The 23,678-nt window shown below is 61.5% G+C and carries 28 protein-coding genes; 4 read left to right on the top strand and 24 right to left on the bottom strand.

Features of this window, described 5'->3' with window-relative positions; all coding sequences use genetic code 11:
• Nucleotides 1-25: 25 nt before the first annotated feature.
• The 13 genes from NKH95_RS24865 to NKH95_RS24805 all read right to left on the bottom strand — a co-directional run bounded on the left by NKH95_RS24865 (nucleotide 26) and on the right by NKH95_RS24805 (nucleotide 12,463).
• Nucleotides 26-253 carry a DUF2274 domain-containing protein gene (locus NKH95_RS24865; RefSeq protein ID WP_352560543.1) on the bottom strand — a complete coding sequence of 76 codons (228 nt, stop codon included), beginning with the start codon at nucleotides 251-253 and terminating at the stop codon, nucleotides 26-28.
• The gene (locus tag NKH95_RS24860) at nucleotides 250-1,464 is read right to left on the bottom strand and encodes a TraB/TrbI/VirB10 family type IV secretion system protein (RefSeq protein WP_352893545.1); all 1,215 of its coding nucleotides are present in this window, start codon (nucleotides 1,462-1,464) and stop codon (nucleotides 250-252) included. The genes NKH95_RS24865 and NKH95_RS24860 overlap by 4 nt, the downstream gene beginning before the upstream one ends.
• Entirely contained in the window at nucleotides 1,461-2,474 is a 1,014-nt protein-coding gene (gene trbG / locus NKH95_RS24855; RefSeq protein WP_352560539.1) for a P-type conjugative transfer protein TrbG, read from the bottom strand. The genes NKH95_RS24860 and trbG overlap by 4 nt, the downstream gene beginning before the upstream one ends.
• A 47-nt stretch (nucleotides 2,475-2,521) precedes the next feature.
• Nucleotides 2,522-3,208 carry a conjugal transfer protein TrbF gene (gene trbF, locus NKH95_RS24850; protein ID WP_352560537.1) on the bottom strand — a complete coding sequence of 229 codons (687 nt, stop codon included), beginning with the start codon at nucleotides 3,206-3,208 and terminating at the stop codon, nucleotides 2,522-2,524.
• The gene (gene trbL, locus NKH95_RS24845; RefSeq protein ID WP_352893543.1) at nucleotides 3,205-4,575 is read right to left on the bottom strand and encodes a P-type conjugative transfer protein TrbL; all 1,371 of its coding nucleotides are present in this window, start codon (nucleotides 4,573-4,575) and stop codon (nucleotides 3,205-3,207) included. The genes trbF and trbL overlap by 4 nt, the downstream gene beginning before the upstream one ends.
• Complete coding sequence (gene trbK-alt, locus NKH95_RS24840) at nucleotides 4,572-4,934, bottom strand: putative entry exclusion protein TrbK-alt (RefSeq protein ID WP_352560533.1); 363 nt, start codon at nucleotides 4,932-4,934, stop codon at nucleotides 4,572-4,574. The genes trbL and trbK-alt overlap by 4 nt, the downstream gene beginning before the upstream one ends.
• Before the next feature lie 8 nt (nucleotides 4,935-4,942).
• Nucleotides 4,943-5,656, bottom strand: coding sequence for a P-type conjugative transfer protein TrbJ (trbJ, locus tag NKH95_RS24835; protein WP_352560669.1), 714 nt, complete (start codon nucleotides 5,654-5,656; stop codon nucleotides 4,943-4,945).
• A gap of 32 nt (nucleotides 5,657-5,688) precedes the next feature.
• The gene (gene trbE, locus NKH95_RS24830) at nucleotides 5,689-8,196 is read right to left on the bottom strand and encodes a conjugal transfer protein TrbE (RefSeq protein ID WP_352893616.1); all 2,508 of its coding nucleotides are present in this window, start codon (nucleotides 8,194-8,196) and stop codon (nucleotides 5,689-5,691) included.
• A gap of 13 nt (nucleotides 8,197-8,209) precedes the next feature.
• Nucleotides 8,210-8,491, bottom strand: coding sequence for a VirB3 family type IV secretion system protein (locus tag NKH95_RS24825; protein ID WP_352560531.1), 282 nt, complete (start codon nucleotides 8,489-8,491; stop codon nucleotides 8,210-8,212).
• The gene (locus tag NKH95_RS24820) at nucleotides 8,491-8,751 is read right to left on the bottom strand and encodes a TrbC/VirB2 family type IV secretion system protein (protein WP_502895333.1); all 261 of its coding nucleotides are present in this window, start codon (nucleotides 8,749-8,751) and stop codon (nucleotides 8,491-8,493) included. The genes NKH95_RS24825 and NKH95_RS24820 overlap by 1 nt, the downstream gene beginning before the upstream one ends.
• 52 nt (nucleotides 8,752-8,803) lie before the next feature.
• Complete coding sequence (gene trbB, locus NKH95_RS24815) at nucleotides 8,804-9,799, bottom strand: P-type conjugative transfer ATPase TrbB (protein ID WP_352893615.1); 996 nt, start codon at nucleotides 9,797-9,799, stop codon at nucleotides 8,804-8,806.
• A 208-nt stretch (nucleotides 9,800-10,007) separates the two neighbouring features.
• The gene (locus NKH95_RS24810) at nucleotides 10,008-10,460 is read right to left on the bottom strand and encodes a CopG family transcriptional regulator (protein WP_352560527.1); all 453 of its coding nucleotides are present in this window, start codon (nucleotides 10,458-10,460) and stop codon (nucleotides 10,008-10,010) included.
• Between the two features lie 5 nt (nucleotides 10,461-10,465).
• A complete protein-coding gene (locus NKH95_RS24805) occupies nucleotides 10,466-12,463 on the bottom strand; it encodes a conjugal transfer protein TraG (RefSeq protein ID WP_352893541.1) in 1,998 nt (665 codons plus the stop codon).
• A gap of 605 nt (nucleotides 12,464-13,068) precedes the next feature.
• Between NKH95_RS24805 and NKH95_RS24800 the strand changes: the two genes are divergently transcribed.
• Genes NKH95_RS24800 through NKH95_RS24790 form a run of 3 tightly spaced genes read left to right on the top strand, consistent with a single transcriptional unit; the run spans nucleotide 13,069 to nucleotide 15,327 of the window.
• Nucleotides 13,069-13,551, top strand: coding sequence for a hypothetical protein (locus NKH95_RS24800; RefSeq protein ID WP_352893540.1), 483 nt, complete (start codon nucleotides 13,069-13,071; stop codon nucleotides 13,549-13,551).
• Nucleotides 13,544-14,260 (top strand): hypothetical protein, encoded by a 717-nt coding sequence (locus tag NKH95_RS24795; protein WP_352893539.1) that lies wholly within the window; start codon nucleotides 13,544-13,546, stop codon nucleotides 14,258-14,260. Before NKH95_RS24800 ends, NKH95_RS24795 begins: the two co-directional genes overlap by 8 nt.
• Nucleotides 14,257-15,327, top strand: coding sequence for a COG3904 family protein (locus NKH95_RS24790; RefSeq protein ID WP_352893537.1), 1,071 nt, complete (start codon nucleotides 14,257-14,259; stop codon nucleotides 15,325-15,327). The genes NKH95_RS24795 and NKH95_RS24790 overlap by 4 nt, the downstream gene beginning before the upstream one ends.
• Nucleotides 15,328-15,446: 119 nt before the next feature.
• On the opposite strand, the gene NKH95_RS24785 is transcribed toward NKH95_RS24790, so the two are convergent.
• The 11 genes from NKH95_RS24785 to NKH95_RS24735 all read right to left on the bottom strand — a co-directional run bounded on the left by NKH95_RS24785 (nucleotide 15,447) and on the right by NKH95_RS24735 (nucleotide 23,156).
• On the bottom strand, nucleotides 15,447-15,791 hold the full coding sequence (locus NKH95_RS24785) for a hypothetical protein (protein ID WP_352893536.1): 345 nt from the start codon (nucleotides 15,789-15,791) through the stop codon (nucleotides 15,447-15,449).
• Nucleotides 15,792-15,836: 45 nt separating this feature from the next.
• Nucleotides 15,837-17,576: a relaxase/mobilization nuclease domain-containing protein gene (locus tag NKH95_RS24780; RefSeq protein WP_352893534.1), complete on the bottom strand. Its 1,740-nt coding sequence runs from the start codon at nucleotides 17,574-17,576 to the stop codon at nucleotides 15,837-15,839.
• 246 nt (nucleotides 17,577-17,822) lie between these two features.
• The gene (locus NKH95_RS24775; protein ID WP_352893532.1) at nucleotides 17,823-18,758 is read right to left on the bottom strand and encodes a lytic transglycosylase domain-containing protein; all 936 of its coding nucleotides are present in this window, start codon (nucleotides 18,756-18,758) and stop codon (nucleotides 17,823-17,825) included.
• 157 nt (nucleotides 18,759-18,915) lie between these two features.
• Complete coding sequence (locus tag NKH95_RS24770) at nucleotides 18,916-19,242, bottom strand: DUF736 domain-containing protein (RefSeq protein WP_352893529.1); 327 nt, start codon at nucleotides 19,240-19,242, stop codon at nucleotides 18,916-18,918.
• Nucleotides 19,243-19,288: 46 nt separating this feature from the next.
• A complete protein-coding gene (locus NKH95_RS24765) occupies nucleotides 19,289-19,849 on the bottom strand; it encodes a S26 family signal peptidase (protein ID WP_352893527.1) in 561 nt (186 codons plus the stop codon).
• Complete coding sequence (locus tag NKH95_RS24760) at nucleotides 19,846-20,310, bottom strand: DUF2840 domain-containing protein (protein WP_352893525.1); 465 nt, start codon at nucleotides 20,308-20,310, stop codon at nucleotides 19,846-19,848. The genes NKH95_RS24765 and NKH95_RS24760 overlap by 4 nt, the downstream gene beginning before the upstream one ends.
• A 319-nt stretch (nucleotides 20,311-20,629) precedes the next feature.
• A complete protein-coding gene (locus NKH95_RS24755; protein WP_352893523.1) occupies nucleotides 20,630-21,505 on the bottom strand; it encodes a replication initiator protein A in 876 nt (291 codons plus the stop codon).
• Nucleotides 21,506-21,521: 16 nt separating this feature from the next.
• A complete protein-coding gene (locus tag NKH95_RS24750; protein WP_095084952.1) occupies nucleotides 21,522-21,812 on the bottom strand; it encodes a helix-turn-helix transcriptional regulator in 291 nt (96 codons plus the stop codon).
• Nucleotides 21,813-21,945: 133 nt separating this feature from the next.
• Entirely contained in the window at nucleotides 21,946-22,587 is a 642-nt protein-coding gene (locus NKH95_RS24745; protein ID WP_352893520.1) for a DUF2285 domain-containing protein, read from the bottom strand.
• Nucleotides 22,532-22,687 (bottom strand): transcriptional regulator domain-containing protein, encoded by a 156-nt coding sequence (locus NKH95_RS24740; protein WP_352893613.1) that lies wholly within the window; start codon nucleotides 22,685-22,687, stop codon nucleotides 22,532-22,534. Before NKH95_RS24740 ends, NKH95_RS24745 begins: the two co-directional genes overlap by 56 nt.
• Nucleotides 22,688-22,877: 190 nt before the next feature.
• Nucleotides 22,878-23,156 carry a DNA -binding domain-containing protein gene (locus NKH95_RS24735; protein ID WP_023728963.1) on the bottom strand — a complete coding sequence of 93 codons (279 nt, stop codon included), beginning with the start codon at nucleotides 23,154-23,156 and terminating at the stop codon, nucleotides 22,878-22,880.
• A gap of 125 nt (nucleotides 23,157-23,281) precedes the next feature.
• On the opposite strand from NKH95_RS24735, the gene NKH95_RS24730 reads away from it, so the two are divergent.
• Nucleotides 23,282-23,497 carry a helix-turn-helix domain-containing protein gene (locus NKH95_RS24730; protein ID WP_023728964.1) on the top strand — a complete coding sequence of 72 codons (216 nt, stop codon included), beginning with the start codon at nucleotides 23,282-23,284 and terminating at the stop codon, nucleotides 23,495-23,497.
• Nucleotides 23,498-23,678 lie beyond the last annotated feature (181 nt).

The following is a 23,678-nucleotide window of genomic DNA, read 5'->3' as shown; positions in this document are numbered from 1 at the left end:
CACCCTTCATCATCCGCGCACGAAATCAGCTGCCTTTAGGATCGTTTCGGGTTCGGCTGAACGCCCGATCTGTCGCCATGAACCGCGCCAGCATCGGTGCAATCAGCTTAGCCGGATCGGTGACGGTCCGTCCGGCTTCGCGGCTGAGCACCTCCGCGTAGGCGACGAGATCGCGGTGAACGGCGGCGGGTAGTTCGATCGTGATCTTGACCGGCCGATCATCAGGAATGGCGGAAAGCTTCAGCTTGATCATGACGGCTCCTTTGCCGTGCCATAAGGCGTCAGTACAAGGTCACGATTGACGATGACCCGAACCGGAAAACCGGGGCGGATAGTAAGCGTGGGCTGGACGTTCAGCTGGTCGCGCACGATCTGCTGACCGACATTCGAAGCCGAATCCTGTGCGCTTTCGCGGATGGCCTTAGCGATATCGCTTTCGCCGTCGCCGGAACCAAGCGAGGTCCCCACGCCGAGGAGGGTCGAGAGCGCCGCCGCCCGGAAGAGCTGACCCCAGTGATGGTCGATCTCGTCCTCCAACCCGGAAAACCCTTCGGAGTCGGAACCTTGCTGGCGCTCCAGCACGATCGCGGTGCCGTCGGGCATGATGAGGCGGCTCCAGACCAGAAGCACACGCGACTGGCCGAAGGCGACCTGGCTGTCGTACTGGCCGATCAGGCGTGCGCCCTGGGGGATCAGCAAATACGATCCTGTCGGGCTGTCGTAAACATTCTCGGTAACCTGAGCAGTGATCTGACCGGGAAGATCGGAACGAATGCCGGTGACGAGAGCAGCCGGAATGACCGTGCCGGCCTGCACGACATAGGGCGAGGCCTTCTCGGCGAGACGGTCAGAACTGACGGTGCGGCGATCCGGTTCGGCGTTGACGAAGGCGGCTTTGCGGTCCTGCATGTTTTGCGCAGCACCAGGATCGAGCGGCGGCTGTTCGGTTGGTGGTGTCAAGCCGGACATGGCGTTCGCCACGGCATTTCCTGCACCAGTATCCTGCCGCGCGGGATTCGCTCGCGCGTTGGTGTCGGTAAAGAGCTTTGCGACACGCGCGGCCTCAATCTCGGCGAGGCGGCGCTGCTCGTCCGGATCGGCGCGCGGCGTAGTGATGTTGGGCACATCGATCGACTGGCCGCGCTCCTGCGCACGCAGGATTGGCCGGCCAAGATCGCCGGGCAATGGCGGGCCGAGTTTTGGAATGCCTGCATAATCCTTCGGCAGCGTTTGTAGCCCGTCGGCGGTCGATCGATTTTCGGTGGTGAAGAGTTCGGACGGCTCATTGTTGTCGCGCCGCTTGCTGTCGAGCGCCCAGATGAGTGTGCCAAGGATCGCAGCGCTGGCCACTCCACCAAGACCGATCAGCACCTTGCGCGAAAGGCGCGTGACCCTGGCGGGCTCGGGCCTCAGACGTAGTTCGGCCTTGATGTCAACGTTCGGGGGATTTGCAACGTCGCTCATCGGAACAGCCCCACGCTGCGTTGCGGTTTTTTCCCGTCAGTGCGCACGATTCTGACACGCTTCTCGCTCGTCTTGTCGCCGAGCCTCAGTTCGGCTGCGGCGAAGAGGCGGTCGACGACATAGTAGTTTTGCCGAGCGCGGTAGTTGACCAGTTCCGAGCCGCCCGATGGGCCGATGACGAAGAGCGGCGGCATCTCACCCTGAGCGATGCCGGACGGAAACTCGATGTAGGCTTTTGAGCCGTCATCGAACGCGCGTAGCGGCTTCCACGGTGCCGAGTCGCCCTCGATGCGGTAGCGGAAATTGAGTTTCTGGATGTCGACGCCGGAAGCGACCGGCTGCGCTGCGGAAGCCTGTGCGTTCTGGCGCCGCAGCGCCATCAACTGGTCCTGCGGATACTCCCAGGACACAGAGGCCATATAGGTCTTCTCAGTCGATCGCAGCTCGAGATGATAGGTGCGGCGATCACTGTTGATGACAAGGTTGGTCTGGAGGTCGGGCCTCGTAGGTTTGACGAGAATGTGGACCTGCAGCCGTTCCCCTGCCCCGCTCTGCGTATCACCGATGATCCAGCGCACGGTGTCGCCGGCAGCGACAGGACCAGAGCCGACGAGCTGCTCGCCGGGCTCCAGCGCGATGTCGGTGACTTGGCCGGGAGCGGCATAGATCTGGTAGAGCGCGCCCTCGCTCCAGGGATAGAGCTGGATCGCGTTGATAAAGCCATCTCGGACGGGCTGCATTCGTGCCGCCTCATTGGCCTGGCTGATCCTCTGTTTCGGATCGACCGGCTCCGCCTTCGCCTTACTGCCCTCTATCGGCTTTAGCTGACCGGGCAGCGGAAGCGGTTTCGGCAGCTCCACCACTTTCACCGCTCCAGGCGGATCGAGCTTCTGCACGGCAGGCATCGCATCGTCGTAGTTGATCTCCGGCGGGATGTATTTTTTCGAGGCGCAGCCTGCGAGCACCGTCGCCGACAGCAGTGCCAGGACAAGCACCCGCGCGTTGGTCATGTTGTGGGTTGAATGTCCCCTTGATCTTACTGCTTGTATCGCGTGCTTCATGAAAGTTCCTTCGACCAATTGATGGCGTTGACGTAGACGCCGAGCGGATTGGCCTTCAGCCGATCGGCATCGCGGGGTTGTTGAGTCACTATGGTGAGGATGGCGGTCCAGCGCTCGGTGCTGGCCAGGCTGCCGTTCTCGTAGCGGCGCTCGGTCCAGGCGACGCGGAAGGAGTCCGGCGAGGCACGGATGACGCTGGAGACCTCGACCGCGATCTGGATTTTGCCGACCTTGGCAAATGGGTCGTTCAGGCGGGCATAGTCGTTCAGAGAAATGGCGCCGCGGTCGGTCGTGTAGTCGTATGCGCGCAGCCAGTTCTGCCGGACAACGACGGGATCGTCCGGGATGCTTCTGACCTGTTCGATGAAACGGGCCAGATGCCATGCGATCTGCGGATCAGTCGGCCGATAGTCGGCGACAGCTGAAGCAACCACTTGCGCCTCGCCTAGCTTGTCGACCTGCACGACCCAGGGCACGATCGTGCCACGCGTCGACTGCCAGATCAGCGCGGCGGCGAAACCGCTTGCCAAAACCAGCGCGCCGAAGGCCATCAGCCGCCAGTTTTTCGCTTGCACGCGAGCCGAGCCGATACGTTCATCCCAGGCTTGGGCAGCGCGTTGATACGGCGTCTCCGGCTGAGGCGTCGTTCCGTAACGAACGGAAGATCGTTTGAAGAGATTCATCGGCGGTCGTCCTGATTGAGGGAAACATTCATCGAGCCGCCGCCGTGATCGCCGGACCGGACGGAATGCGCGGCCATGCTGGCGCCATGGCTCATTGCTTGGCCGCGTTTCATGCGGTTGGCCCATGCTGGCGGCGATCCGGCACCGGATTCATCCGCCGACGCACGCCCTGAAGCAGCAGCTGTTGCTGGCTGCTCTCCACCCGTTGCGGTCCATGCGGCCGAGCGGCCAGCCTGCTGGCTGGAAGACAGGGCTGAAGCCGCGCGCGACATTGCCTGCTTCACCGGCTGAACGGCAGCGCCGGCACCAGCCTTGGCGACACCAGCCATGCCGGTGACAATCGAGCCTGCACCGCTCTGTCCGGATGTTGCGGCGGCGAGGCCGAAAGCTGTCGAGGTGCTGCCGGCCAAATGCGCGCCGCCGCGTGCGGCGGCCGCCGACATGCGCCTACCTGCACTGAGCGCACTTGCGCCGCCGCTCAACCCGGCGCGGGCGCCCATGGCACCAGCAGCACCAAGGCCGGCGGCAGCGAGACTGGTGCCCACAGCAGCGCCCGCGCCAAGCTGCGGTGCGCCGGAAACCAGGCCGGTCGCGATGCCGGGACCGAAGATCGAAAGCCCCATCAGTGACAGGGCGCCGAGAACGAGCGACAGTGCATCAGTGATTGTCGGTTGTTCGGCGCCAAAACCTTGGGTGAACTCGCCGAAGAGACCCGAGCCGATGCCGACGATGACGGCGAGCACGAGAATCTTCACGCCCGAGGCAACAATGCTGCCGAGCACCTTTTCGGCGAGGAAGGCGGTCCGGTTGAACAGTGCGAAGGGTATCAGCACGAAGCCGGCAAGCGTCGTCAGCTTGAACTCGATCAGCGTGACGAAGATCTGCACGGCGAGGATGAAAAAAGCGATGAGCACGATCGCCCAGGCGATCATCAACACCGCGATCTGGACAAAATTCTCGAAGAAGGAGACGTAGCCCATCAACTGGCTGGCGGCCTCAAGGATCGGATTGCCGGCGTCGATGCCGACCTGCGCGACGCGTCCCGGTTGAAGCAGCGCGGAGCCCGAAAGTGCGGATCCTCCGGCCTTCAGGCCGAGCCCGGAAAAGCTTTCGAAGACGATGCCGGCCAGACGGTTGAAGTTGCCGATGATGAAGGCGAAGAAGCCGATATAGAGCGTCTTCTTCACCAGCCGGTGCATAACGTCCTCGTCCGCGCCCCAGGCCCAGAACAGTCCGGCGAGTGTGATGTCGATGACGATCAAGGTAGAGGTAAGAAAGGCCACCTCGCCACCAAGCAGGCCGAACCCGGAGTCGATGTAACGGGTAAAAGTATCCAGGAAGCGGTCGATGACCCCGGTGTCATTCATGGCGTCACCGTGTTCAGGCGGCGTTGATCTTCGTGGGGTATCGACGGCTGAAGGGGCAGGAGCCGGCTCTGGTCCTTCTCGACTGATGGAACTGCATACGGCGTTGCTGGCTGTGCCGGCCGAAGGAAACGCCGGCGGTTTTCCGCCCAAGCCTTCCTGCATGCTTCGTCAGCTATCGCGGCCATGCCGATGTTCCGGCATCGCGAAAGTTCGACTCGTGCCGGCTCGCCGCCCGGATGTGCGGAGCGCGGGGAGGACGCGTCCTGCGAGCCGTCGCCGCGCAACGCCATGAAGGCGGCGGTCATGGCGGCGCCAAGGGCAAGAACGGCTGTCATCCGGGCGGCGATCTTGATATCCATGACCAGCCTCAGTCGTGGAACATGCGGACTGTCGACGGGCTGTAGCCGCTACCCGCCATGAAGCGGCTGAACTGTTCTCGTGCTTGCTCCTGCGCGGCGGCCCGCCTCGCCTGCTCCAGTGCGTTGGCGCGTCCCTGCGCTGCCATCATCGCCGTCAGGTCCGACACCTGCCTTGCCTGGACGGCAAGAAGCTGGTTGCCGGCTTGCGTCGCCTGCAGCACGCCGACGGCAGACTGGCTGGCGCCGACCAGCGCGCTCGTCTGTTCCTGTGTCCCCTCGATGTTGTCCACGGCGACGGCGCCGGTCTTCAGCGAGTGCTCGAAGGCCGACACCGATGTCTGCCAGCGTTCACGCGCGCCATCGACAAGCTGCTGGCTGGAGAGGTCCGAACCAAAACTCTCGTACGTCGAGGTGAACTGGCTCTCGATGTCTTGGACGCTGTAGGCGAGCTTGTCGGCCTCGCCGAGCAGGGTCTTCATCTGAGAGAAATTGCCTTCGATCTGGCCAAGCAACGAGGTCGGCAGCGAGGTGAGGTTCTTTGCCTGGTTGATCAGCATTTGCGCCTCATTCTGAAGCGAGGTGATCTGGTTCTTGATCTGCTCCAGGGCGCGAGCGGCCTGGAGAAGGTTCTGGCTATAGTTGGTGGGATCAAAGACGATGAACGCCGACGCCGGCGCCGATGACATCGCGATCGCGACGGTGATGACGCTGGCTGCCGTCATGTGTCGAAAACGAAGATTGCTGCGAACGGAATTCATGACGGAATATCCTTTGCGGATTGGTCGATGACGTTGGTGAGATCGGGAACGAGGTCGGCCGCCCAGGAAACGCCGCGATCGGCTAGCCAGGCCTCGAGGAAATGTTTCTGGCCGGTGCCAGTGATGATCCGGTCGATTGCCGCTTGATCGGATTTGGACGATGCGGCGCACAGCGCCAGCCCGATCGGACCAAGGCCCAGTTCGAATAGCCGGTTGCCGCGCCGCGACTGGCAGTAGTAGTCACGCTTCGGGGTCGCCCGGGCGACGATCTCGATCTGGCGATCGTTCAGACCGAAGCGTCGGTATATCTGGGTGATCTGCGGCTCGATCGCCCTGTCGTTCGGAAGGAACAGCCGCGTCGGACAGCTCTCGACGATGGCGGGCGCGATCCTGCTGCCGTCGATGTCGGAGAGCGATTGCGTAGCAAAGATGACGGAGGCGTTCTTCTTGCGAAGGGTTTTCAGCCATTCTCGGAGCTGATCGGCGAAGCCGCCATCGTCGAGCGCCAGCCAACCTTCATCGATGATCAGCAGCGTCGGCCGCCCATCCATCCTCTGCTCGATCCGATGGAAGAGATAGGCAAGCACGGCGGGCGCCGCACCAGTACCGATCAGCCCCTCGGTCTCGAATGCCTGGACGGATGCTCCGCCAAGATGCTCTTGCTCGGCATCGAGCAGCCTGCCATAGGGACCGCCGATGCAATAGGGCCGCAGCGCCTGCTTCAGCGGCGCCGATTGCAGCAGCACCGTCAGGCCAGTCAGTGTGCGTTCCTGAACTGGCGCGGATGCCAATGACGTCAGCGCCGACCAGAGATATTCCTTGACCTCCGGCGTGACTGGGACGCCCTCGCGCAGAATAATGTCGATGAGCCAGTCGGCCGCCCAGGCCCGCTCTGGCGTTTGATGGATACGGCCAAGCGGCTGCAGCGAGACGGCGTCAACGTTATCCGACAGATCCGCCAGGGTCAGCAGCGCAATCGGATCGTCCGGACCCTGTCCGCTCGCCGCATTGCCGCCGAGATTGTGCCAGTCGCCATCCATGGCAAGCATGGCCGCTCGAATTGAACCCCCGAAGTCGAAGGCAAAGATCTGGCTGTCCCCGTAGCGCCTGAACTGCAGCGCCATCATCGCCAGCAGGACTGACTTGCCGGCTCCGGTCGGACCCACGACGAGGGTGTGACCGACATCGCCGACATGCAGGCTGAAACGGAATGGCGTCGCGCCTTCCGTCCTGGCGAAGAACAGCGGCGGTGCACGAAAATGCTCATCCTCGACGGGTCCCGCCCAGACTGCCGATAGCGGGATCATGTGAGCGAGATTCAGCGTCGATAGTGGCGGCTGGCGGACATTCGCATAGACGTGGCCTGGGATGCTGCCGAGCCATGCTTCGACGGCGTTGACGCCCTCGATGATTGCTGTGAAGTCCCTGCCCTGGATCACCTTCTCGACGAGACGTAGCTTCTCGTCGGCGATTGACGGATCGACATCCCACACCGTCACCGTTGCTGTGACATAGGCCTGGCCGATCTGGTCGGAGCCGAGGTCCTGAAGGGCGGCGTCCGCATCGGCGGCCTTGTTTGCGGCATCCGTATCGACGAGGACTGATGCCTCGTTGGTCATCACCTCCTTGAGGATCGCCGCGACCGACTTGCGCTTGGCGAACCACTGGCGGCGGATCTTCGCCACCAGCCTGGTCGCGTCAGTCTTGTCGAGCATGATCGCCCGCGTCGACCAGCGGTAGGGGAAGGCAAGCCGGTTCAGATCGTCGAGTATCCCCGGAAAGGTTGCGCCGGGGAAACCGATGATGGTGAGCGTACGCAGATGGGCATCGCCGAGTCTCGGTTCCAATCCACCAGCAAGCGGCTGATCGACCAGCAGCGCATCGAGATGCATCGGCGTTTCCGGCACACGGACACGGTGGCGCTTCGTGGAAATGCAAGAATGCAGGTAGGTCAAAGTCTCGGCGTCGTCGAGCCATGCGGCCTCCGGCACAAAACCTTCGACTAGGTTGAGCACGCGGTCGGTGCGGTCGACAAAACCCTTCAACAATTCCCAAGGATCGACGCCGCTCTTCTCCCGGCCTTCGTAGAGCCAGCTCTCTATCCGCGAGGCTTCCTCGGCTGGCGGCAGCCAGACGAAGGTGAGAAAATAGGTGCTCTCGAACAGCACACCGGAGTCCTCGAACTGCTCGCGCCGCTCGAGGTCGAGCAGTGCCGATGCGGAATCCGGGAACTGGCTGTTGGGATAGTTGGTGGTCGGATTACGCTGCGCTTCGACGAAGATCGCCCAGCCGGAGCCGAGACGGCGAAGCACGCTGTTTAGCCGCGCCGTCGTGCCGACCAGTTCCGCCGGCGTCGCACTGTCGAGATCGGGACCGCGAAAACGGGCGGTCCTCTGGAAGGAGCCGTCTTTGTTCAACACGACGCCCGGCGCGACCAAGGCGGCCCAGGGCAGATGGTCGGCGAGGCCAGCGCCCTTCTTGCGATATTCGGCGAGGTTGATCATCTCGAAAAACCTCTCAGCAGCCGAAATGCGCGGGATAGCGTAGGTGCCGGCGAACGACATCGACGAACTGTGCATCGCGCTTCGCTGCCCAGACGGCCGCGAAATGGCCAATCGCCCAGATGGCGAGGCCAGCGATCCACAGGCGAAGTCCCAATCCGAACGCGCCGGCCAGCGTGCCGTTGGCGATGGCGACCGCGCGCGGCGCGCCACCGAGCAGGATCGGTTCGGTGAGCGCGCGATGCACCAGCGCGAAGAAGCCACGGACGTCTTCGTCTTCCAGCGGGAGCCCTGCCATCAGACGAGCGCCCCACCGCCGAATGAGAAGAAGGACAGGAAGAACGAACTGGCTGCAAAAGCGATCGACAGTCCGAACACGATCTGGATCAGCCGGCGGAATCCGCCCGACGTGTCGCCGAACGCGAGCGACAGGCCGGTGACGATGATGATGATCACCGCCACGATCTTGGCGACTGGCCCCTCGACGGATTCGAGGATTTGTTGGAGCGGCTGCTCCCACGGCATCGAGGAACCGGCGGCAAAGGCCGGGGCGATCATCAAGGGGGTGACGACGGTCGAGACCGTCGTCAGCGGCAGCGTAAAACCAAACTTACGGATAGACGATGAAGTGAAGCGGATCGGATTCATTCTGGGACTCCATGGAGGATTGGGGATTCATGGTTGGCCTGGTCTCGAGCTTGGCCTCGAGCGTTCGGTAGTCGCCGGTGGAGCCAAGCCCGTCGACCCAAGTGATCTCGACGAGACGGCGGCCTGAACCGCGGCCAGCGAGTACGGCGACGAGGTCAATCGTCTCGGCAATGAGCGCGCGCGGGACCGTGACGACGGCCTCCTGCACAAGTTGCTCAAGTCGGCGCAGAGCACCAACGGCGGAGCTTGCGTGAATGGTGCCGATGCCTCCGGGGTGGCCCGTGCCCCAGGCCTTCAGCAGGTCGAGTGCTTCCGCGCCACGCACCTCACCGATCGGGATGCGGTCGGGACGAAGCCGAAGCGACGACTTCACGAGATCGGAAAGCGAGGCGACACCGTCCTTGGTGCGGAGCGCCACGAGGTTCGGTGCGGCACACTGCAGTTCGCGCGTGTCCTCGATCAGCACGACGCGATCGGCAGTCTTGGCCACTTCCGCCAGCAGCGCATTGACCAGCGTCGTCTTGCCGGTCGACGTTCCGCCGGCGACCAGCACGTTCTTGCGCCTTTCGACGGCGAGCCGCAGTACATCGGCCTGGGCTTCGCTCATGACACCGGTGGCGACGTAATCTTCGAGCTTGAACACAGCGACGGCAGGCTTGCGGATAGCGAAGGTGGGTGCTGCCACGACAGGCGGCAACAGGCCCTCGAACCGCTCGCCCGTTTCCGGCAGTTCGGCCGATACTCGAGGGTGCCCGGAATGCACTTCCGCACCGACATGATGCGCGACCAGTCGGACAATGCGATCGCCATCGGCCGGGATCAGAAGTTCGTCGGTGGCGACAAGCCCTTCCTTCAGCTGGTCAACCCACAGCCGCCCATCCGGGTTGAGCATGATCTCAACGACGGCGGGGTCTTCTAGATATCCGGCGATAGCCGGGCCGAGCGCCGTGCGCAGCATGCGCGCGCCGCGTGAAACCGCCTCGCTACCAGAGTGATAATTGATTGCCACGATGATCCCCATTCTTCGCGGCGAGTTGTTTCATGCCGCGGTCGGGGATGATTAGAAGAGGCAGGAATACCGGCCTTGCAACAAGCAAAACGGGTGGGCGGGCTGCGACGTGTAGAGACTTGCGAAATGCGGTGCGTCACCTCGCCGGCTCCGCTGTCTACCTTGCTGGGGCATCATCCGTGTCGGCCGGCGAGGCTGGCGGTACATCCTCGGCGATTTCCTGCCTGAGTTTGGGCCCTTTGCTCAGTCTGCGACCGAGCGCATCCACGAAACCATCATACCGCTGCAGGCCCTTCGCGCGGGCCTCGGCCTGGGCGGATTCTGGCAGGGCCGGAGTCGAGTTGAGCCAAAAGCGAACGAACAGCGCCAGTGTCTCGATGGCAATACCGACATCGCGCTCGACACGCTGCACACGCCGGTCGATCTGGTCGAGGCGGCGGGTGATCGCCGCCTCCTTCCTCTCCTCGGCGTCCGGTGACAGGAAGGAAGCGATCGCTGCCTCGGCGATCAGCGACAGCGAGACGTCACGCCGTGCAGAATAATCAGCAAGCGCGTTCATCACGTCTGGATCGAGATAGGCCGAGAGCCGCTTTTTCTTGGCGTTCTTCATGCGGCTCAGAGCTCAATGCCGTCATTGGGATCAAGGGCGGCCTGTCGTGCGGCGCGCCGCATAACCTGGTCGACCGAGCGCCGACGGACAGCGTCGTCGTCAGGTTCGTCCCGGTCAAGGTCGAACTCATCGTCGCGCAGTGCTGTTCGCTCCGGCGCGATATCCTCGTGTTCGGGAAGCTCGGGCTGGCGGCGGATGCCGCCATTTGCCGGATCCTCGTCCTGTAGACCCATTGAGGGCTTCGATTGCGCAGGATTGCCTTCCGATGCCGCGGGAACTGTTGCGCCAGTCCAATCGTCGTGTCGTGACGTCTTCTTGCTCCCTCCAGGTTTCGGCGGTGGCAGGACACGCTCGGCAACGCGCGGATCGGCGAAGTACCGGGCTTTCTTCGCCCGGATCGGGAACAGGCCCGACACCATGACGATGGCATCGGTCGGCGGAAGCTGCATGATCTCGCCGGGCGTCATCAAAGCACGCGCTGTCTCCTGCCGCGAGACCATGAGATGCCCGAGCCAGGGCGACAACCTGTGACCGGCATAGTTCTTCATGGCTCGCATCTCGGTTCCTGTTCCCAGCGAGTCTGACACGCGCTTGGCGGTCCGCTCATCATTGGTGGCGAAGCTCACCCGCACATGGCAATTGTCGAGGATGGAATTGTTCGGCCCATAAGCCTTTTCGATCTGGTTGAGCGACTGCGCGATCAGGAAGGACTTGATGCCGTAGCCCGCCATGAAGGCCAGCGCGCTTTCGAAGAAATCAAGTCGCCCGAGCGCCGGGAACTCGTCCAGCATCATTAGCAGACGTTGCCGCCGATCCTTCGCATGGAGATCCTCCGTCAATCTGCGGCCGATCTGGTTGAGCACCAGGCGGATCAGCGGCTTGGTGCGGCTGATGTCCGATGGCGGCACGACCAGGTAGAGTGTCGTCGGCCGCTCGCCCTCGACAAGGTCGGCAATCCGCCAGTCGCAACGAGATGTTACCTTCGCCACGACCGGATCGCGGTAGAGCCCCAGAAAACTCATGGCGGTGGACAGCACGCCGGAGCGCTCATTCTCCGACTTGTTGAGCAGTTCTCGCGCCGCCGATGCCACGACCGGATGCGGACCGGCGTCACCCAGGTGCCGCGTCAGCATCATGGTGCGCAGGGTTGTCTCGATCGGCCTTTGCGGATCGGAGAGGAAGTTCGCGACGCCGGCAAGCGTCTTGTCATTCTCGGCATAGAGAACATGCAGGATGGCGCCGACCAGCAACGCGTGGCTTGTCTTCTCCCAATGATTCCGGCGTTCCAGCGAACCTTCCGGATCGACCAGGACATCAGCGACATTCTGCACGTCGCGCACTTCCCATTCGCCACGCCGCACCTCCAGCAACGGATTGTAGGCCGCCGACGTCGCGTTGGTCGGATCGAACAGCAGGACGCGGCCGAAGCGCGCGCGCCATCCGCCCGTCAGTTCCCAGTTCTCACCCTTGATGTCGTGGACGATTGCCGAGCCGGGCCAGGTCAGCAGCGAAGGTACAACCAGACCGACACCCTTGCCGCTTCGGGTCGGCGCGAAGCACAGAACGTGTTCAGGACCGTCATGACGGAGATAGTCGTCGTCGAGCTTGCCGAGCACAACACCATCCGGACCGATCATGCCCTCGGCTTCGATCTCTTTCCGCGTTGCCCAGCGCGCCGAACCATATGTGGCCGCGTTCTTCGCCTCCCGCGCTCGCCATACCGACATCCCAATAGCAACTGCGATCGCCATGAAGCTGCCGCTGGCCGCGATCAGCGCACCCTCGATGAACACTTTTGGTGCATAGGCATCGTAGAGAAACCACCACCAGAAAAATGCAGGCGGCGGATAAACGGACTGGCCGGCAAGCTCGAACCAGGGCAAGCCGAGTTGCGGCTGGAAGCCGAGCCGCCACGCCGTCCACTGCGTCGCACCCCATGTGGTGATAAGCACAATCAGAAGAACGGTAAGGACCTGACCCCACAATATCCGGGTTGCCGGCACGTCTCGTCTCCCGGGTTGCACAATCGGGAGTGGATAGAGAATGTCGGAACCTCGTCTATGCAAGAAGAAGGAGCCGGTCGTAGTGCGCGGGCGTGGAGAAACTTGCAGGATGCGATTCAGACTTCACCAGATTCAAATTTCTGTCGGGGCAGAAGCGTAAGTTCAACTTTTGACCCGAAGACGACTCAAGCCGGCCGCCGCGTGGCCGTTCGCTTTGCGCACCATGCCGGTCGTCGCACGAATCTGAAATATCTCCCTAAAGCTGACATCCCCTTCCGCGAACATTGAGCTGCAGATGCATAGGCATGACGCCGATGGTACTCTGGAGGCACGGACGAGTAGTAGGAGCAGAAGCATCGGGATAGGAATTTGCATAGGCTGAATGCCACGCTCCGTAATGATTAAGCTCGCCCTGACTGCCTATAGCTGGACGTTTCCAAAGAGCTGTACCGAAGCGCTAAGTCGATCGGGCCGCAGAGCGGGTCATTGCGGGACTCATATCGGATCACTTGTCAGTCAGATCTACCGATTCACCAGCCCGTTATGCTTGTCTCCGCACAAGCAACCATTGTAAGAGTTTCATGGGATTGTTTGTGGGGCGGTTGATGAAGAAGATATGGTCGAACTGGCCGACCTTGGCTGCCTCGTGCGCCGTCGTGATCATTCTCGCAGGCGTGTTGATTTTTGAGAACGATCTCACAAGGCCCGGCATCGTAAAATCAATCGATCCCGAACTTCTTCCGAACCTGTATCAGGTAGCCGTATCCGGAATTCTGGACCAGTCGTCGTTCTTCTCGAGTTGGTCTGTCGGGCTGATCGTGGCGGCTTGGTATGTCATGGTTCACGGGCTCGAAAAGGCCTCGCACACGAGTTTGACCGCGGGGTTCATATTTGTTTGTGGCCTGACGATGTTGTCGTTGTTCTTGGGACAGATGCTGCATGAAGTCGTGATCAGCAGCATCGCATTGGGGCAGGACCCTCTCTTAAATCCCCGGTCGTCGTCCCTGCTCATGTACCAGTTTTGGACAACGGTTGCCTCGGCTGCCCTCGTTGCCATTGCTGTCGTCGGGAGGGTCGTCTGTGCGTAGGATCGCTTTCGCTGCCGCTGTCGCCTGTTTGTTTCTTGTGCCGAAAGCGACTTTTGCAGGTGATTTCACCGTAAAGATTGTCGCGCCCGATAACGGTTCGCTTCGAGTTCAGCGGATGGAGGGCCCGTTTGTCATGAGCGATGCCTTTGCGGGGGTAGTTGGTGACGCTATCAGCCTGCAACCCGGCACATATCGCCTGCAGACAGTGTATTCGAACGGCTACCGTTTGAAGATGTTATACTTCGAGATCGATGTGTCCAACGACGGAGGCGTGAGTTTAGCATCGTCATCTTCGCCAGTGTCGTCGATCCCGTATCGCGATCAGGCAGCTGAAGTTGCCCATATCGAGCCTATGCTGACCAAGGAGAAAGGTTTCACCCTTGTGGATTTGGGGTCGAGTATGCAGGCGGCCGCTCGCACGATAACACTCCCGCCTCCCTTGAGAGCCACCAATTGGGCGACCGACCTCAGCAAGTTGCGCAGCATTGCGGTGAGCCTCAAAAGCGAACCCGAAGATGCCGAAATCTGGGTTGACGGCGAGCAGATGGAATTGCGCACCGATGCATCGTTCGCAATACCGGTCGAAAGCAGAAAGTTGTTGTCGCCGGTCGACATTCTTGTCCGCAAGGAGGGCTATGCCAATCGGATTCTCCAGATATCGACCGAGGAGAGCAAACAGGCTTTCAATGTCGTGCTGACGAAGCAATGAGATCTTCGTTCCTGTTCCTGCTTGCCGCCATCAGTACCGTGTTCATAGGCTGTGGAGAGGGATCTGCCGAGCGCATGAAATTCGTGTGGGGTTACAGTGGCGGAAACTGCAATGACTGCGAATTCATGGTTGCCGAAGGCACGATCGAAGACGATAGCGTCGATGATTTCAGAAAACTCGGCGGGCCTGGCCTCGTATACCTGAATTCCGAGGGCGGCAGCCTGATGGGAGCACTGGCGCTTGGAAACGAGTTCCGGAAGCAGGGGATCCGAACAATCGTCGGCGCGGCGGTTCCGAGAAGTGACAATCCTGACGTCCAGGACGTATCCGGAGAGGGTGTCTGCTTGTCGGCTTGCACCTACGCGTTTCTAGGGGGCGTCGAGCGCACGGTGCCCGCAGGCGCAAAATACGGAATCCACTCGTTCACATCAGAGGCGAAGCCGGGAAGCGATGCCTCTTTTTCGGCGGCTGACATCACCAACGCGCAGATTCTGACGGGCATTCTGCTCGAGTACACGCAACGCATGGGTGCTGATCCCATCCTTGTAAAAATGGCGTCGGGGCAGGCTGCAGATTCCATGTCCTATCTTTCCGAGACCGAACTGGAGCAGCTCAGGGTAAACTGGGACCCCGTACTGGCTCCTTCTCCCCACCTAGAAATATATAAGAATGGTCTGGTCGCCGTGACACAAACGGCCGACAAGTCGGCGACGGTGACGCTTTTCTGTAAAGATCGCAATCTAAACCTCATGCTCTCTCAGGAGACGGCTGATAGGAAACCGTCGGATCAGGGGTTGCCGGAAGCCGGAAACGGGAGTGATGACGGCCAGATGCTGCTCTCGACCGATAGCAAGATGGTCGGTGGTGACTTTACGCTTCGAAAAGACGAGCGCTTTGCGTATCGCACCCTCAAAATGGATCGCGAGATCGAAGAAACGATGACCAACTCTCCGAGATTTCAGGTTCGTTTCGGGGTGGTACGTCCCGAAATCGAAGCTGTGAGGGCCGATATTCCAAGTGACGGGTTGATGCCCCTGTTCGCAATGTTGCGCCGCAATTGTCTGTGACTGGCTTTCGATTCCGAACTAACCTGACAATCCTGGCGACCACATCCAAAACCCGCTGCCATCGTCCATCGGCACGGCATTCAGGTTCTTCGATCTTCCGGAATTCGCCTGCATCGCTCTTACTCCATTCGCGCGCTCGGCCTGCCATTCGCGACGCGGGTGCACCGAAAACTCGCCTTCGAGAGGGCTACGATGAAAACCCCGGTAAGCCCGCCTACGGTTCCAACCGGCCTTTCGCGCGGCGCGAACCCTTCGCTGGTCGAGTTCATCAGCTTGACTATAGACAGCCCGGCATAGCGATTGAGATCCGAGATCGCCTCAGCCTGCACATCGGCCCAGAGCACGCGCCCGTGGAAGTACAAGAACCCGTGCAACGTCTCAAAGAACTCCTGCGGCTTGAGTCGCGATGTCTCAACATTCGAGACCTTCAATATCCTGATGCCGATCGTCGGCTCCTGGCGCATTCTAGACCAAGCACACGCTTGAATTGGCACGACGGCTGTTGGCAGTCACAACCCGATTCCTCGCTTCCTTCCGAAATTCCAATCGACTGCGCCCGCTACCCGAGCAATGCCAGAAACGTGACTGCCGAGTTGTTTTTCAAGCGATGGCGACCAAGGCACCAGCTGGAAACCGAGCCCGTCGTCGATCATCGCGAAGCGGCCGGACACGAGCGAGAAACGTTGCCGGTAGATGCCAGCTACTTGGTCGCCTTCCAAAGCCTTCGCGAACGGCAGTCTGGTCTCGGCAGCGAGCCGAGCACCGAGTGCGTTCACCTCGCGATCGCGTAGCGTGTCGATCAGGTTGCGAGCGAAGATGACGCGTTGACCTTCGCGTCGTGCGAGACCCTGCTTGACAAGATGATCGGTGCGATCCTGTAGCGCCTGCTTCACTTCCATGCCGAAGCCGCCCTCCCCAACTTCGACGGGTTCACGCGCGACAAGCCGACGGTCGAGCCAGGTCGAGCCACCGGCTTGAACCTGCTCTCCGATCGAATGGTCGGAGCGGACGGCGAGTGCAACGCGGCTGCGGCCCTTCGCATCCGCGTAGCGACGAAGTTCGACGATCGAGCCCGGGGCGGAATCGCCGGTGGCGTCGAGATCATGAAACCGGATGTGATGCGAACAACCGTCTATGCCGTCGACGATGGCATAAGCCGAGCCCCGTAGCTCGTCGTCGAGACCCCGCTCCAGCAGCCGACCGATAACAGATTTGTCGATCTGCTCAGCTGCAAGGATGTAGTCTGCCGCGCCTTTGTCGATGCCATGGCCGGTCAGGCTGCGATGCACGCGCTTGATGATGTCGCCGCGCTCGCCGAGCGCGCGCAAGGTCGTCTCAGCCTCCTCGGCCATGGTCCACTGGCCGGGGCGGATCTCGCTGGCGAGGCCGAGGCTTTCCAGCTTGCGCAGCCGACCGACCTTGATCGTCAGGAACTCATCTGGCTGGCGATCAGGATGCGGCGCGAGATCGATGGCGCCATGACGATCGGCATCTCGTGCAAGCTGGCGGTCGAGCTGTGTCCAGCGCTCGGTGTCGACCTGCTGCTCGATTGTCCGGCGGATGTCGTGGTTGGTCCGCGGTCCCAGTGTCTGGGTGAGTATGTCGCCCGCCCGATCGCGCATGCCCTGGCGGATGTAGTCGCGTGAGATGACGAGGTTCTCGCCATCGTCGGCGACACCGCGCACAAGAATATGAACGTGCGGATGTTCTGTGTTCCAATGGTCAACGCCGATCCAATCGAGCTTCGTGCCGAGATCGCGCTCCATGTCGACCATGAGGTCACGAGCAAAACTCTCGAGGTCGCCCAACTCGTGGGCGTCGTCGGGCGATACGATGAAACGGAAGTGATGCCGATCGTCCTTGCATCGTTCGGCAAAGACGTCATGATCGGCCTCGTCCGTGTGGGGCCCAAACATTTTTGCTTTCTCGCCGTCACGCGTCACGCCCTCGCGGCGGAGATATTTGAGATGAGCGGCGAGCGGCGCCGATCCCCGGAACTGACGGACGACACGTGCCTTGACGACCGCGCCGCGCGAGCGGCCGGTGATAAGGCGATTGGCGCGGATGCTCGCCGACCTGCCGCGACCGAAGGTCGAGGCACTTGGGGAGGTGATCCGGCCTTTTCGCGAGATATGACCGCCCGCACGCTGTGCCGCTGCGAGCGCCTGGAAGATGAAGGGCCGCGCCCGATGGCCGGCATGGGAGCGGATGCGACCAGGCCGGACGCGGAAGTCGTTATCCCTTCTCATGGCCGTTTTCCCGCGAGGTGCGGCTTCTATTGAAAAGATTGAGAAGATGGCGGTCGCGCACATCGCGGATTTCGCACGTACATCGCGAAACCGACGCACAAACCCTTGAAATCCAACACCCCGACCGAGCCGCACATCGCGGCCCTTTATCCTGCCATCCCTCTTCGTCCTCTCTCACGGCCAACCCTCCCGCCGCAATTTCCGCAGCGGTACAGGTCGGAATGCGATTGACCAGGAATGCTGAGATCATTGTGGAGTCGCGGCGGAGGTCTGCACAAACCGACTACGAATAGCGGACTTCGGAACTGATACGCCTTCACTGCGCGAGCCGTCCGGTTGCGGTACGAGCGCCGTAAGATCGGTGACCGCTTTGTCCACCGGTGCTCGCACGCTGGACGAACGGATCGCCGTGAACACTGTCTTGACGGGAACATTGGTCTCGCGCTCACCCTGCGGCGCCGAGCTATTCCGTGTGTTCACGACACGCGCGAAAATCGCCGCTTCAAGTGCGCTCGCCCTGCCCGCTCCTTGCCGTGCGCGCATCGGAATGGGAACCGAACCATCGATCAGAGGCGCCAGCTTCCTGACGTAGTCGATCGTCTCACGCGGCAGCGGCCGGCCGGTTGCAAGGTGCTCTTCGTAGCGCCCAGGACCGGCATTGTAAGCAGCTAGGAAGCCGTTGCGGCCGAAGCGGTCAAGCATCTCGCGGAGATAAGCTGCACCTGCAAAAATGTTGTCGCGCGGCTGATAAGGATCGTCACCGAGACCGTACGTGATGCGCAGTTCCTCCCATGTCGCCGGCATGATCTGCATCAAGCCCATTGCGCCCTTGCTCGACATCGCATGAACATCGCCAACGCTCTCGACATGCATGACGGCGCGAAGCAGCCGCTCGGGAATGGCAAAGCGTTTGGCCGCCTCCCGGATATGCGCCGACCAGGGATCAACGGACGAGATGATACTGCTGGAGTGCGCCGGCCGCTCACGATGCGCGGAAGGCTCAGCACAGACAATAGACGCCGTAAGGGCGAGCATGACGCTTGCAGACAGCGCTGCAATGCCTCGGCAGATAAAAGCACCTGCACCACGATCTCGACGCGCCTGCAGCCTGCCACCGTGCCCGCTTCCGTCAAGGGCAAGGCTTCGCCGGCCGGACCTGCTTGCCGCAAACTGCGGCGCCATGGACGTCCTGAACGACGGGCAAGCGTCCGGCCGCCATTGACCTTCGCTGCGCGCGGTGGCCGCCTGACAGGCGATCGGGTCGGAGGGTTTGACCGGCGCCCAATCGATCAAAGGGTTTGACTCAGAACGTTCGCTGAGGCGAAATCGGAGCATCCGATCAACCTCGCTCGTCGCGCTTCGATTGCCTGCTCCAGTGTAAGGTCCAGACACTTTTCTCGGCATCGGACTGAAAGAGGTTGGCGCGGATCGCCTGAGTGAAGGACGGATCATCGATGGAGACCGAGAGATAGTTGCCGGCCTTCTCGCCGGCGCGATCCCATGCCGCGCCGATCTCCATGCCTTCGCAGAAGACGCGATGGTCTGGCGCGTTTTCCGCGTCCGATTTCTCGGCGGGCAAGATGGCGAGTTTCGCGTCGAGCGTCAGCGTACTGATATTGCCGAAGAAGCCGTCATCGTTGCGGGTGAAGGTGCCGATCTGGGCCATTGTATTGCTCCTTTCATGAGCGTTGACGAGGGTTTGATGTGAGCCGTCATGGCTCGCGGGAAACTTGTTCGACGGAGCTATCCGTGCCGGGAGAGGTGCGGTCGGTGATCCAGACCGGGACCGCGCGGCCGATGATCGAATTGAGCGGGAGTGGGCCGAAATACCTGCCATCGAAACTGTCAGCCGAGTTCCAGTTCATGAGGAAGACTTCACGATCGGCAATGATGCGGCAGCCCTGCCAGCCGGGCAGCGGCCGGCCACGACTGTCACGATCGAGCGCACGTCCAAAGGCCACGCCATAGACGATGATGGAGCCGCCTTGCCGGCAGACTGTTGTGCCTGCGAGTGCCAACACATGCTTCAGCAGCGGCACGCCGTTCGGCAGGTATTCGCGTTGGGCAAGCAAATCCGCCAGTGGCTTGGGCGGCATGACGACTGCGATATCGGAAATGCCGATCCGGTCGATCGGCTCGACGCGGTAGAGCCCGACCGGGACGCTCGCTGACGCGTTCCAGATCCACTTCGGTCGATGGTCGATCCATGCCGGCGCGGCGACGAGGACCGCGCCGCCGAACATCGCGACGATGATCGTTGCGCGCATGCTCATGGCTCAATTCGGCGGCGGAGGAGCCATGCCTCATGGCGCTGGCGCGTGTAGGGCCTGGGCGCCTCGCGCGCGGCGAGCCGGCTATGAGCATGCCGCCAGTAGTCCGGCGACACATCAATGGGATCGATGCCGATCGCTTCGATAGCGTCGATAATCTTCAGCACCTTCTCGACGTTCGGCCATCCGATAGCTGTAAGCAGGATGTCGGCGCCAGGCCGCACATAGGCGACAGTCGAGCAGCGCTCGCCGGTGGCAGCAGCGCGTAGGATATCGATGCGGGAAGCGACCGTGCCGAAGTCGTTCGCGGTCCAGCGAACGAAGCCGAAGATACTGCCTGGCGTAAAGGAGACGACACGACGGCTACGGTCGATGCTCCTGTTGGAAGCAACCTGGCCGAACCGGATGTAGTTCTCGATCCGCTTCTTCAGCCACACCAGTTCGACATGGGTAAGATTGCTCATACTGGCCCCGATGACCGGAGGTCAGCAGTCAGCATGGCGACACGAGGATCAAAGAAGACAGCTGTGCTTCGGGAAGAAAAACGGGCGTCGATCGTTCTCGGCCTGGCCGAAAGATCATGGCTCCGCTGTCGTCCACAGCCCTGCGGATGAGCGCTTTCCGTTAGAAAGAATCCGAAGGATTCACAGTTAGAAACGTTAGAGGAGCGGGTTCGGCAACCGCTGCAATGACTTAAGCCCGATTCCGGTTCCTGATAGCACGGGAATCCGGTTCCCGATGGCACGGGAGTTGCGGTTCCTGATAGCACGGGCCTGTCCACAGCTATTCCCCAGAAATGTTTGAGCGGCCCTGAAGTCCGCGGCGCGGTGCGTTGCCGCTTGCAAACTGATCGGGTTGGAAGTTCAGGCGCGACCGGCCATCGGGATCGATCGTGAGCGCTAGCCGGTACCCAGGCAGCGGCTGACGACGCACGATGTCGCGCAAGTCGAAGGCGAAGCGTTTTATGGGCGAGAGGCTGCCGGACTTCACATGGAGATGGCGGAGATCGAAGCTCCAACCATAGGTCTGGCGGCCACCGTGCTTGCGAACGAGACGGTAGAGCCAGCGCTCCAAGCCACCTGTCAGGCCAAAATATTGGCGGTCGATCGTGAGAATGAGGGCATCATCAAGGACGCCGGCGTAGAACCAATCTGGCAGAATGAGCTCGATACCGAGCGGGCGCCCGTTGGCGTCCATTCGTTCCTTCCATTCGTTGATCCAGGAGAAGCGATGCCGTCGCCGCTCCGAAGACTGGCGGATAGATGTGGCGACGGTCGTCGATTGCAGGCGGTCGAGCGCGGCTTTCAGCCTGTCGTAGGAGTGAGCGGAGTCGCCACGCTCAATGAAGGCAAGGATCTCATAGGGCGTGGCGGCCATCAGGCGTGAGGTGCGAAGGCCGTTGTCTCGTGCATCGACGATCTGGCTGGCTGCCCAAATAAGAATGTCGGCATCCCAGATCGTCGCCATGCCATGTTCGACCGTCGCCTCGACGCGGATAGAGACTTCGCCCATGCGAAAGTCGATCGGTGTTACGCGGCGGGATTTGGCGAGTGAGAAGAACGGCCACGACATCAGGTCTTGCGCATCGCGTGGCGTAATGACGCTGGGGCGCGCGTGAAACAAATCAACCTGACCCTGATCGATCGAGCGAAGCTGCATTTCCTTGCACCGCAGATCAGGAGACGCGATGGCGCCGGCCGGCATAGGCCGGCGCGCGGGCGGCATGTGGCTTGGCAGGCGGAACAAAGGTCGCGTTCGCATCGCTGGTGGAGGTACGCGCGCCAAGCTCGATCCAGGCGTGAAGGTCATCGATGTCGTAGAGGACGCGCCCGCCGACCTTTCGGTACTTTGGGCCGGTGCCGTAGGTCCGGTGCTTTTCAAGCGTACGGGCGCAGAGACCGACGATCGGTGCTGCCTCCTTCGTTCGCAGATATTTTTGGGGCGCGTCCGCGGGACCCTTCGACATCGCTCGATCTCCATTCGGTTCTGCAGTCGTCCTGGCCTGCCGGGACGCGCGAAACGGACGATGGTCGAAATGAGAAAAGTCGAGGGAGGGCAAACATCGGGGGGTGTGTTTTTGCTCCCCTGCGAAGAAGGACTCAGCGATCGGATTTTCGGCTGCGGCTGTGTGGATAGAAGAGAAGGTCGCGGTAGCCGCCGGCCACAAGGCGATCCGCCCTTCGCAGGATCGCCCGAACCTTGTGCCGGAGATGATGATCGCGCCAGTCTCGAGGCGCGATCGACTCTCGTGACAAAAGCACCTCCGCAATCTCGCGGTAGGTGGCCCCTGCGCGACGGGCGTCATGAGCACGCAGATTGAGAGTGTGCCTCGTCTTCGTTTGCTGCGGCAGCACGCCGTAGACAGGACCGGGCGGCCGGCCATTCAGCGCCCGCCAGAACCGGCGCGCTGCGTCGAGCCGTGTCTCGAATGCCGCATCGAGTGGCAGGACGATGGCGTTGAATTCGGACGCGCCGCTGCGCATGTCAGTGACGAGACTATTCGTTCCGGTCGATGCCGGCCAAAGAATATGAAGCTCGTCGGTTTTCCAAACGGCGGCGCTGCCGAGTCTGGAAAGTTGAACAGTCTGATGCGAAAGGCTGACTGATGGTCGGATTTGCGTGGCCCGCAGCACGCGCGGCGAGGCCAGTTCTGTCCAGACGATGTTCCCAGCTAACGGAAGCCCGTCACCGGTGACTGTGAAATCGCGCGCCCCAACGCGCGATGAAGTCGGGCGGACCAACAGGTTCTACCGAACCTGGGAGATGTGACGAAAGTTGGCCGCACTCAGCGACAAAGTCGTCGTTTCGGATCAGATACTCGGCAGCGAACTCTGCAGGCATGTAGCCTTGCATGTGCGCGTAGGCTTCCGGATCGGTCCAATCGCCTTGCAATGCGCCAAATCCTCTCCCGATGCCGGCACCAGGCCGTAGGCCTTGCAATCAGCATCCAGGCCGATACAGACGTTGGGTAGTTGGAGAGTCGGCAAACCGCTGTGCTGATTCAGCAAACCTGGCGAATCGCGAGCAGCACTTAGTGCGGGGCGCCGCCCGCCAGGAGATATCGATAGCCGTTCGTCGTCATCCAGCGGGCGCGTGCGAGATGCGTCTCCCACGACCTGAATGCGCGTTCCGGTTCTTGCTGAGGGTCGATATGTAGAACGATCTTGGCGACCTCACGCCAATCCGCATCTTCGGCCGCGGCGTCGAGCAGGCGGATATAGGTGAGCAATCGCTCCTCGTCATAGCCGGTCAGGATTGGCGCATCCGGCGCGACGTCGGCGACATCGGGATCGAGCAGCGGCTTAAGCATAGTATCAATCGCTAATATTTTGGCGGCGATCCCGAAGGAACTATCATCCAAGTCGAGGTCTGATCATAACGAATAGGAACGATCATTCCTAGAACGATAGTTCCCTTTCTGGTCCCTAATCCACCATGGATCTCAAGGAGATCATGGCGGTCAACATGCGTCGTCTGCGCCATGACCAGAACGTGACGCAGGAGGAACTGGCCGCCAGCTCTGGACTGAGCATGCGCTACGTCGGATCGATCGAGCGCGCCCGGGTTTCGGCAAGCGTCAGCGTTCTTGGTAGGATCGCAAAGGCGCTAAATGTGGACCCATGCGAGTTGATCAGAAAAACGACACGGTGAACTGATTGGCTGGATGGCGCACCTGGCCCGAAGTGCACCAGTTCCGAACATGAGAGCAGTAGAGTCGCGAGCCGGGCCGAGCCCCCCGACCGGCCGCCCGGGGTAAAAAAGACACCACCCCCCCCCCCCCCGAAGTGTGGGGAGATTTTATTTTTGGTTGAGGGTGGCGTTTTAAATGGGG

This window comes from Mesorhizobium sp. M0848 (assembly GCF_040319805.1).
Taxonomy (GTDB): Bacteria; Pseudomonadota; Alphaproteobacteria; order Rhizobiales; family Rhizobiaceae; genus Mesorhizobium.
Note: the sequence above shows the minus strand (reverse complement) of the source record. Positions and strands in the feature narration are given on the sequence as shown.

Excerpts from the sequence above, each read along its gene's own strand:
- NKH95_RS24865 (WP_352560543.1), bottom strand. The coding sequence starts at position 253 with ATGATCAAGCTGAAGCTTTCCGCCATTCCTGATGATCGGCCGGTCAAG.
- NKH95_RS24860 (WP_352893545.1), bottom strand. The coding sequence starts at position 1,464 with ATGAGCGACGTTGCAAATCCCCCGAACGTTGACATCAAGGCCGAACTA.
- trbG (WP_352560539.1), bottom strand. The coding sequence starts at position 2,474 with ATGACCAACGCGCGGGTGCTTGTCCTGGCACTGCTGTCGGCGACGGTG.
- trbF (WP_352560537.1), bottom strand. The coding sequence starts at position 3,208 with ATGAATCTCTTCAAACGATCTTCCGTTCGTTACGGAACGACGCCTCAG.
- trbL (WP_352893543.1), bottom strand. The coding sequence starts at position 4,575 with ATGAATGACACCGGGGTCATCGACCGCTTCCTGGATACTTTTACCCGT.
- trbK-alt (WP_352560533.1), bottom strand. The coding sequence starts at position 4,934 with ATGGATATCAAGATCGCCGCCCGGATGACAGCCGTTCTTGCCCTTGGC.
- trbJ (WP_352560669.1), bottom strand. The coding sequence starts at position 5,656 with ATGACGGCAGCCAGCGTCATCACCGTCGCGATCGCGATGTCATCGGCG.
- trbE (WP_352893616.1), bottom strand. The coding sequence starts at position 8,196 with ATGATCAACCTCGCCGAATATCGCAAGAAGGGCGCTGGCCTCGCCGAC.
- NKH95_RS24825 (WP_352560531.1), bottom strand. The coding sequence starts at position 8,491 with ATGGCAGGGCTCCCGCTGGAAGACGAAGACGTCCGTGGCTTCTTCGCG.
- NKH95_RS24820 (WP_502895333.1), bottom strand. The coding sequence starts at position 8,751 with ATGATCGCCCCGGCCTTTGCCGCCGGTTCCTCGATGCCGTGGGAGCAG.
- trbB (WP_352893615.1), bottom strand. The coding sequence starts at position 9,799 with ATGCTGCGCACGGCGCTCGGCCCGGCTATCGCCGGATATCTAGAAGAC.
- NKH95_RS24810 (WP_352560527.1), bottom strand. The coding sequence starts at position 10,460 with ATGAAGAACGCCAAGAAAAAGCGGCTCTCGGCCTATCTCGATCCAGAC.
- NKH95_RS24800 (WP_352893540.1), top strand. The coding sequence starts at position 13,069 with ATGAAGAAGATATGGTCGAACTGGCCGACCTTGGCTGCCTCGTGCGCC.
- NKH95_RS24790 (WP_352893537.1), top strand. The coding sequence starts at position 14,257 with ATGAGATCTTCGTTCCTGTTCCTGCTTGCCGCCATCAGTACCGTGTTC.
- NKH95_RS24785 (WP_352893536.1), bottom strand. The coding sequence starts at position 15,791 with ATGCGCCAGGAGCCGACGATCGGCATCAGGATATTGAAGGTCTCGAAT.
- NKH95_RS24780 (WP_352893534.1), bottom strand. The coding sequence starts at position 17,576 with ATGAGAAGGGATAACGACTTCCGCGTCCGGCCTGGTCGCATCCGCTCC.
- NKH95_RS24775 (WP_352893532.1), bottom strand. The coding sequence starts at position 18,758 with ATGGCGCCGCAGTTTGCGGCAAGCAGGTCCGGCCGGCGAAGCCTTGCC.
- NKH95_RS24770 (WP_352893529.1), bottom strand. The coding sequence starts at position 19,242 with ATGGCCCAGATCGGCACCTTCACCCGCAACGATGACGGCTTCTTCGGC.
- NKH95_RS24765 (WP_352893527.1), bottom strand. The coding sequence starts at position 19,849 with ATGAGCATGCGCGCAACGATCATCGTCGCGATGTTCGGCGGCGCGGTC.
- NKH95_RS24760 (WP_352893525.1), bottom strand. The coding sequence starts at position 20,310 with ATGAGCAATCTTACCCATGTCGAACTGGTGTGGCTGAAGAAGCGGATC.
- NKH95_RS24755 (WP_352893523.1), bottom strand. The coding sequence starts at position 21,505 with ATGCAGCTTCGCTCGATCGATCAGGGTCAGGTTGATTTGTTTCACGCG.
- NKH95_RS24750 (WP_095084952.1), bottom strand. The coding sequence starts at position 21,812 with ATGTCGAAGGGTCCCGCGGACGCGCCCCAAAAATATCTGCGAACGAAG.
- NKH95_RS24740 (WP_352893613.1), bottom strand. The coding sequence starts at position 22,687 with ATGCCTGCAGAGTTCGCTGCCGAGTATCTGATCCGAAACGACGACTTT.
- NKH95_RS24735 (WP_023728963.1), bottom strand. The coding sequence starts at position 23,156 with ATGCTTAAGCCGCTGCTCGATCCCGATGTCGCCGACGTCGCGCCGGAT.
- NKH95_RS24730 (WP_023728964.1), top strand. The coding sequence starts at position 23,282 with ATGGATCTCAAGGAGATCATGGCGGTCAACATGCGTCGTCTGCGCCAT.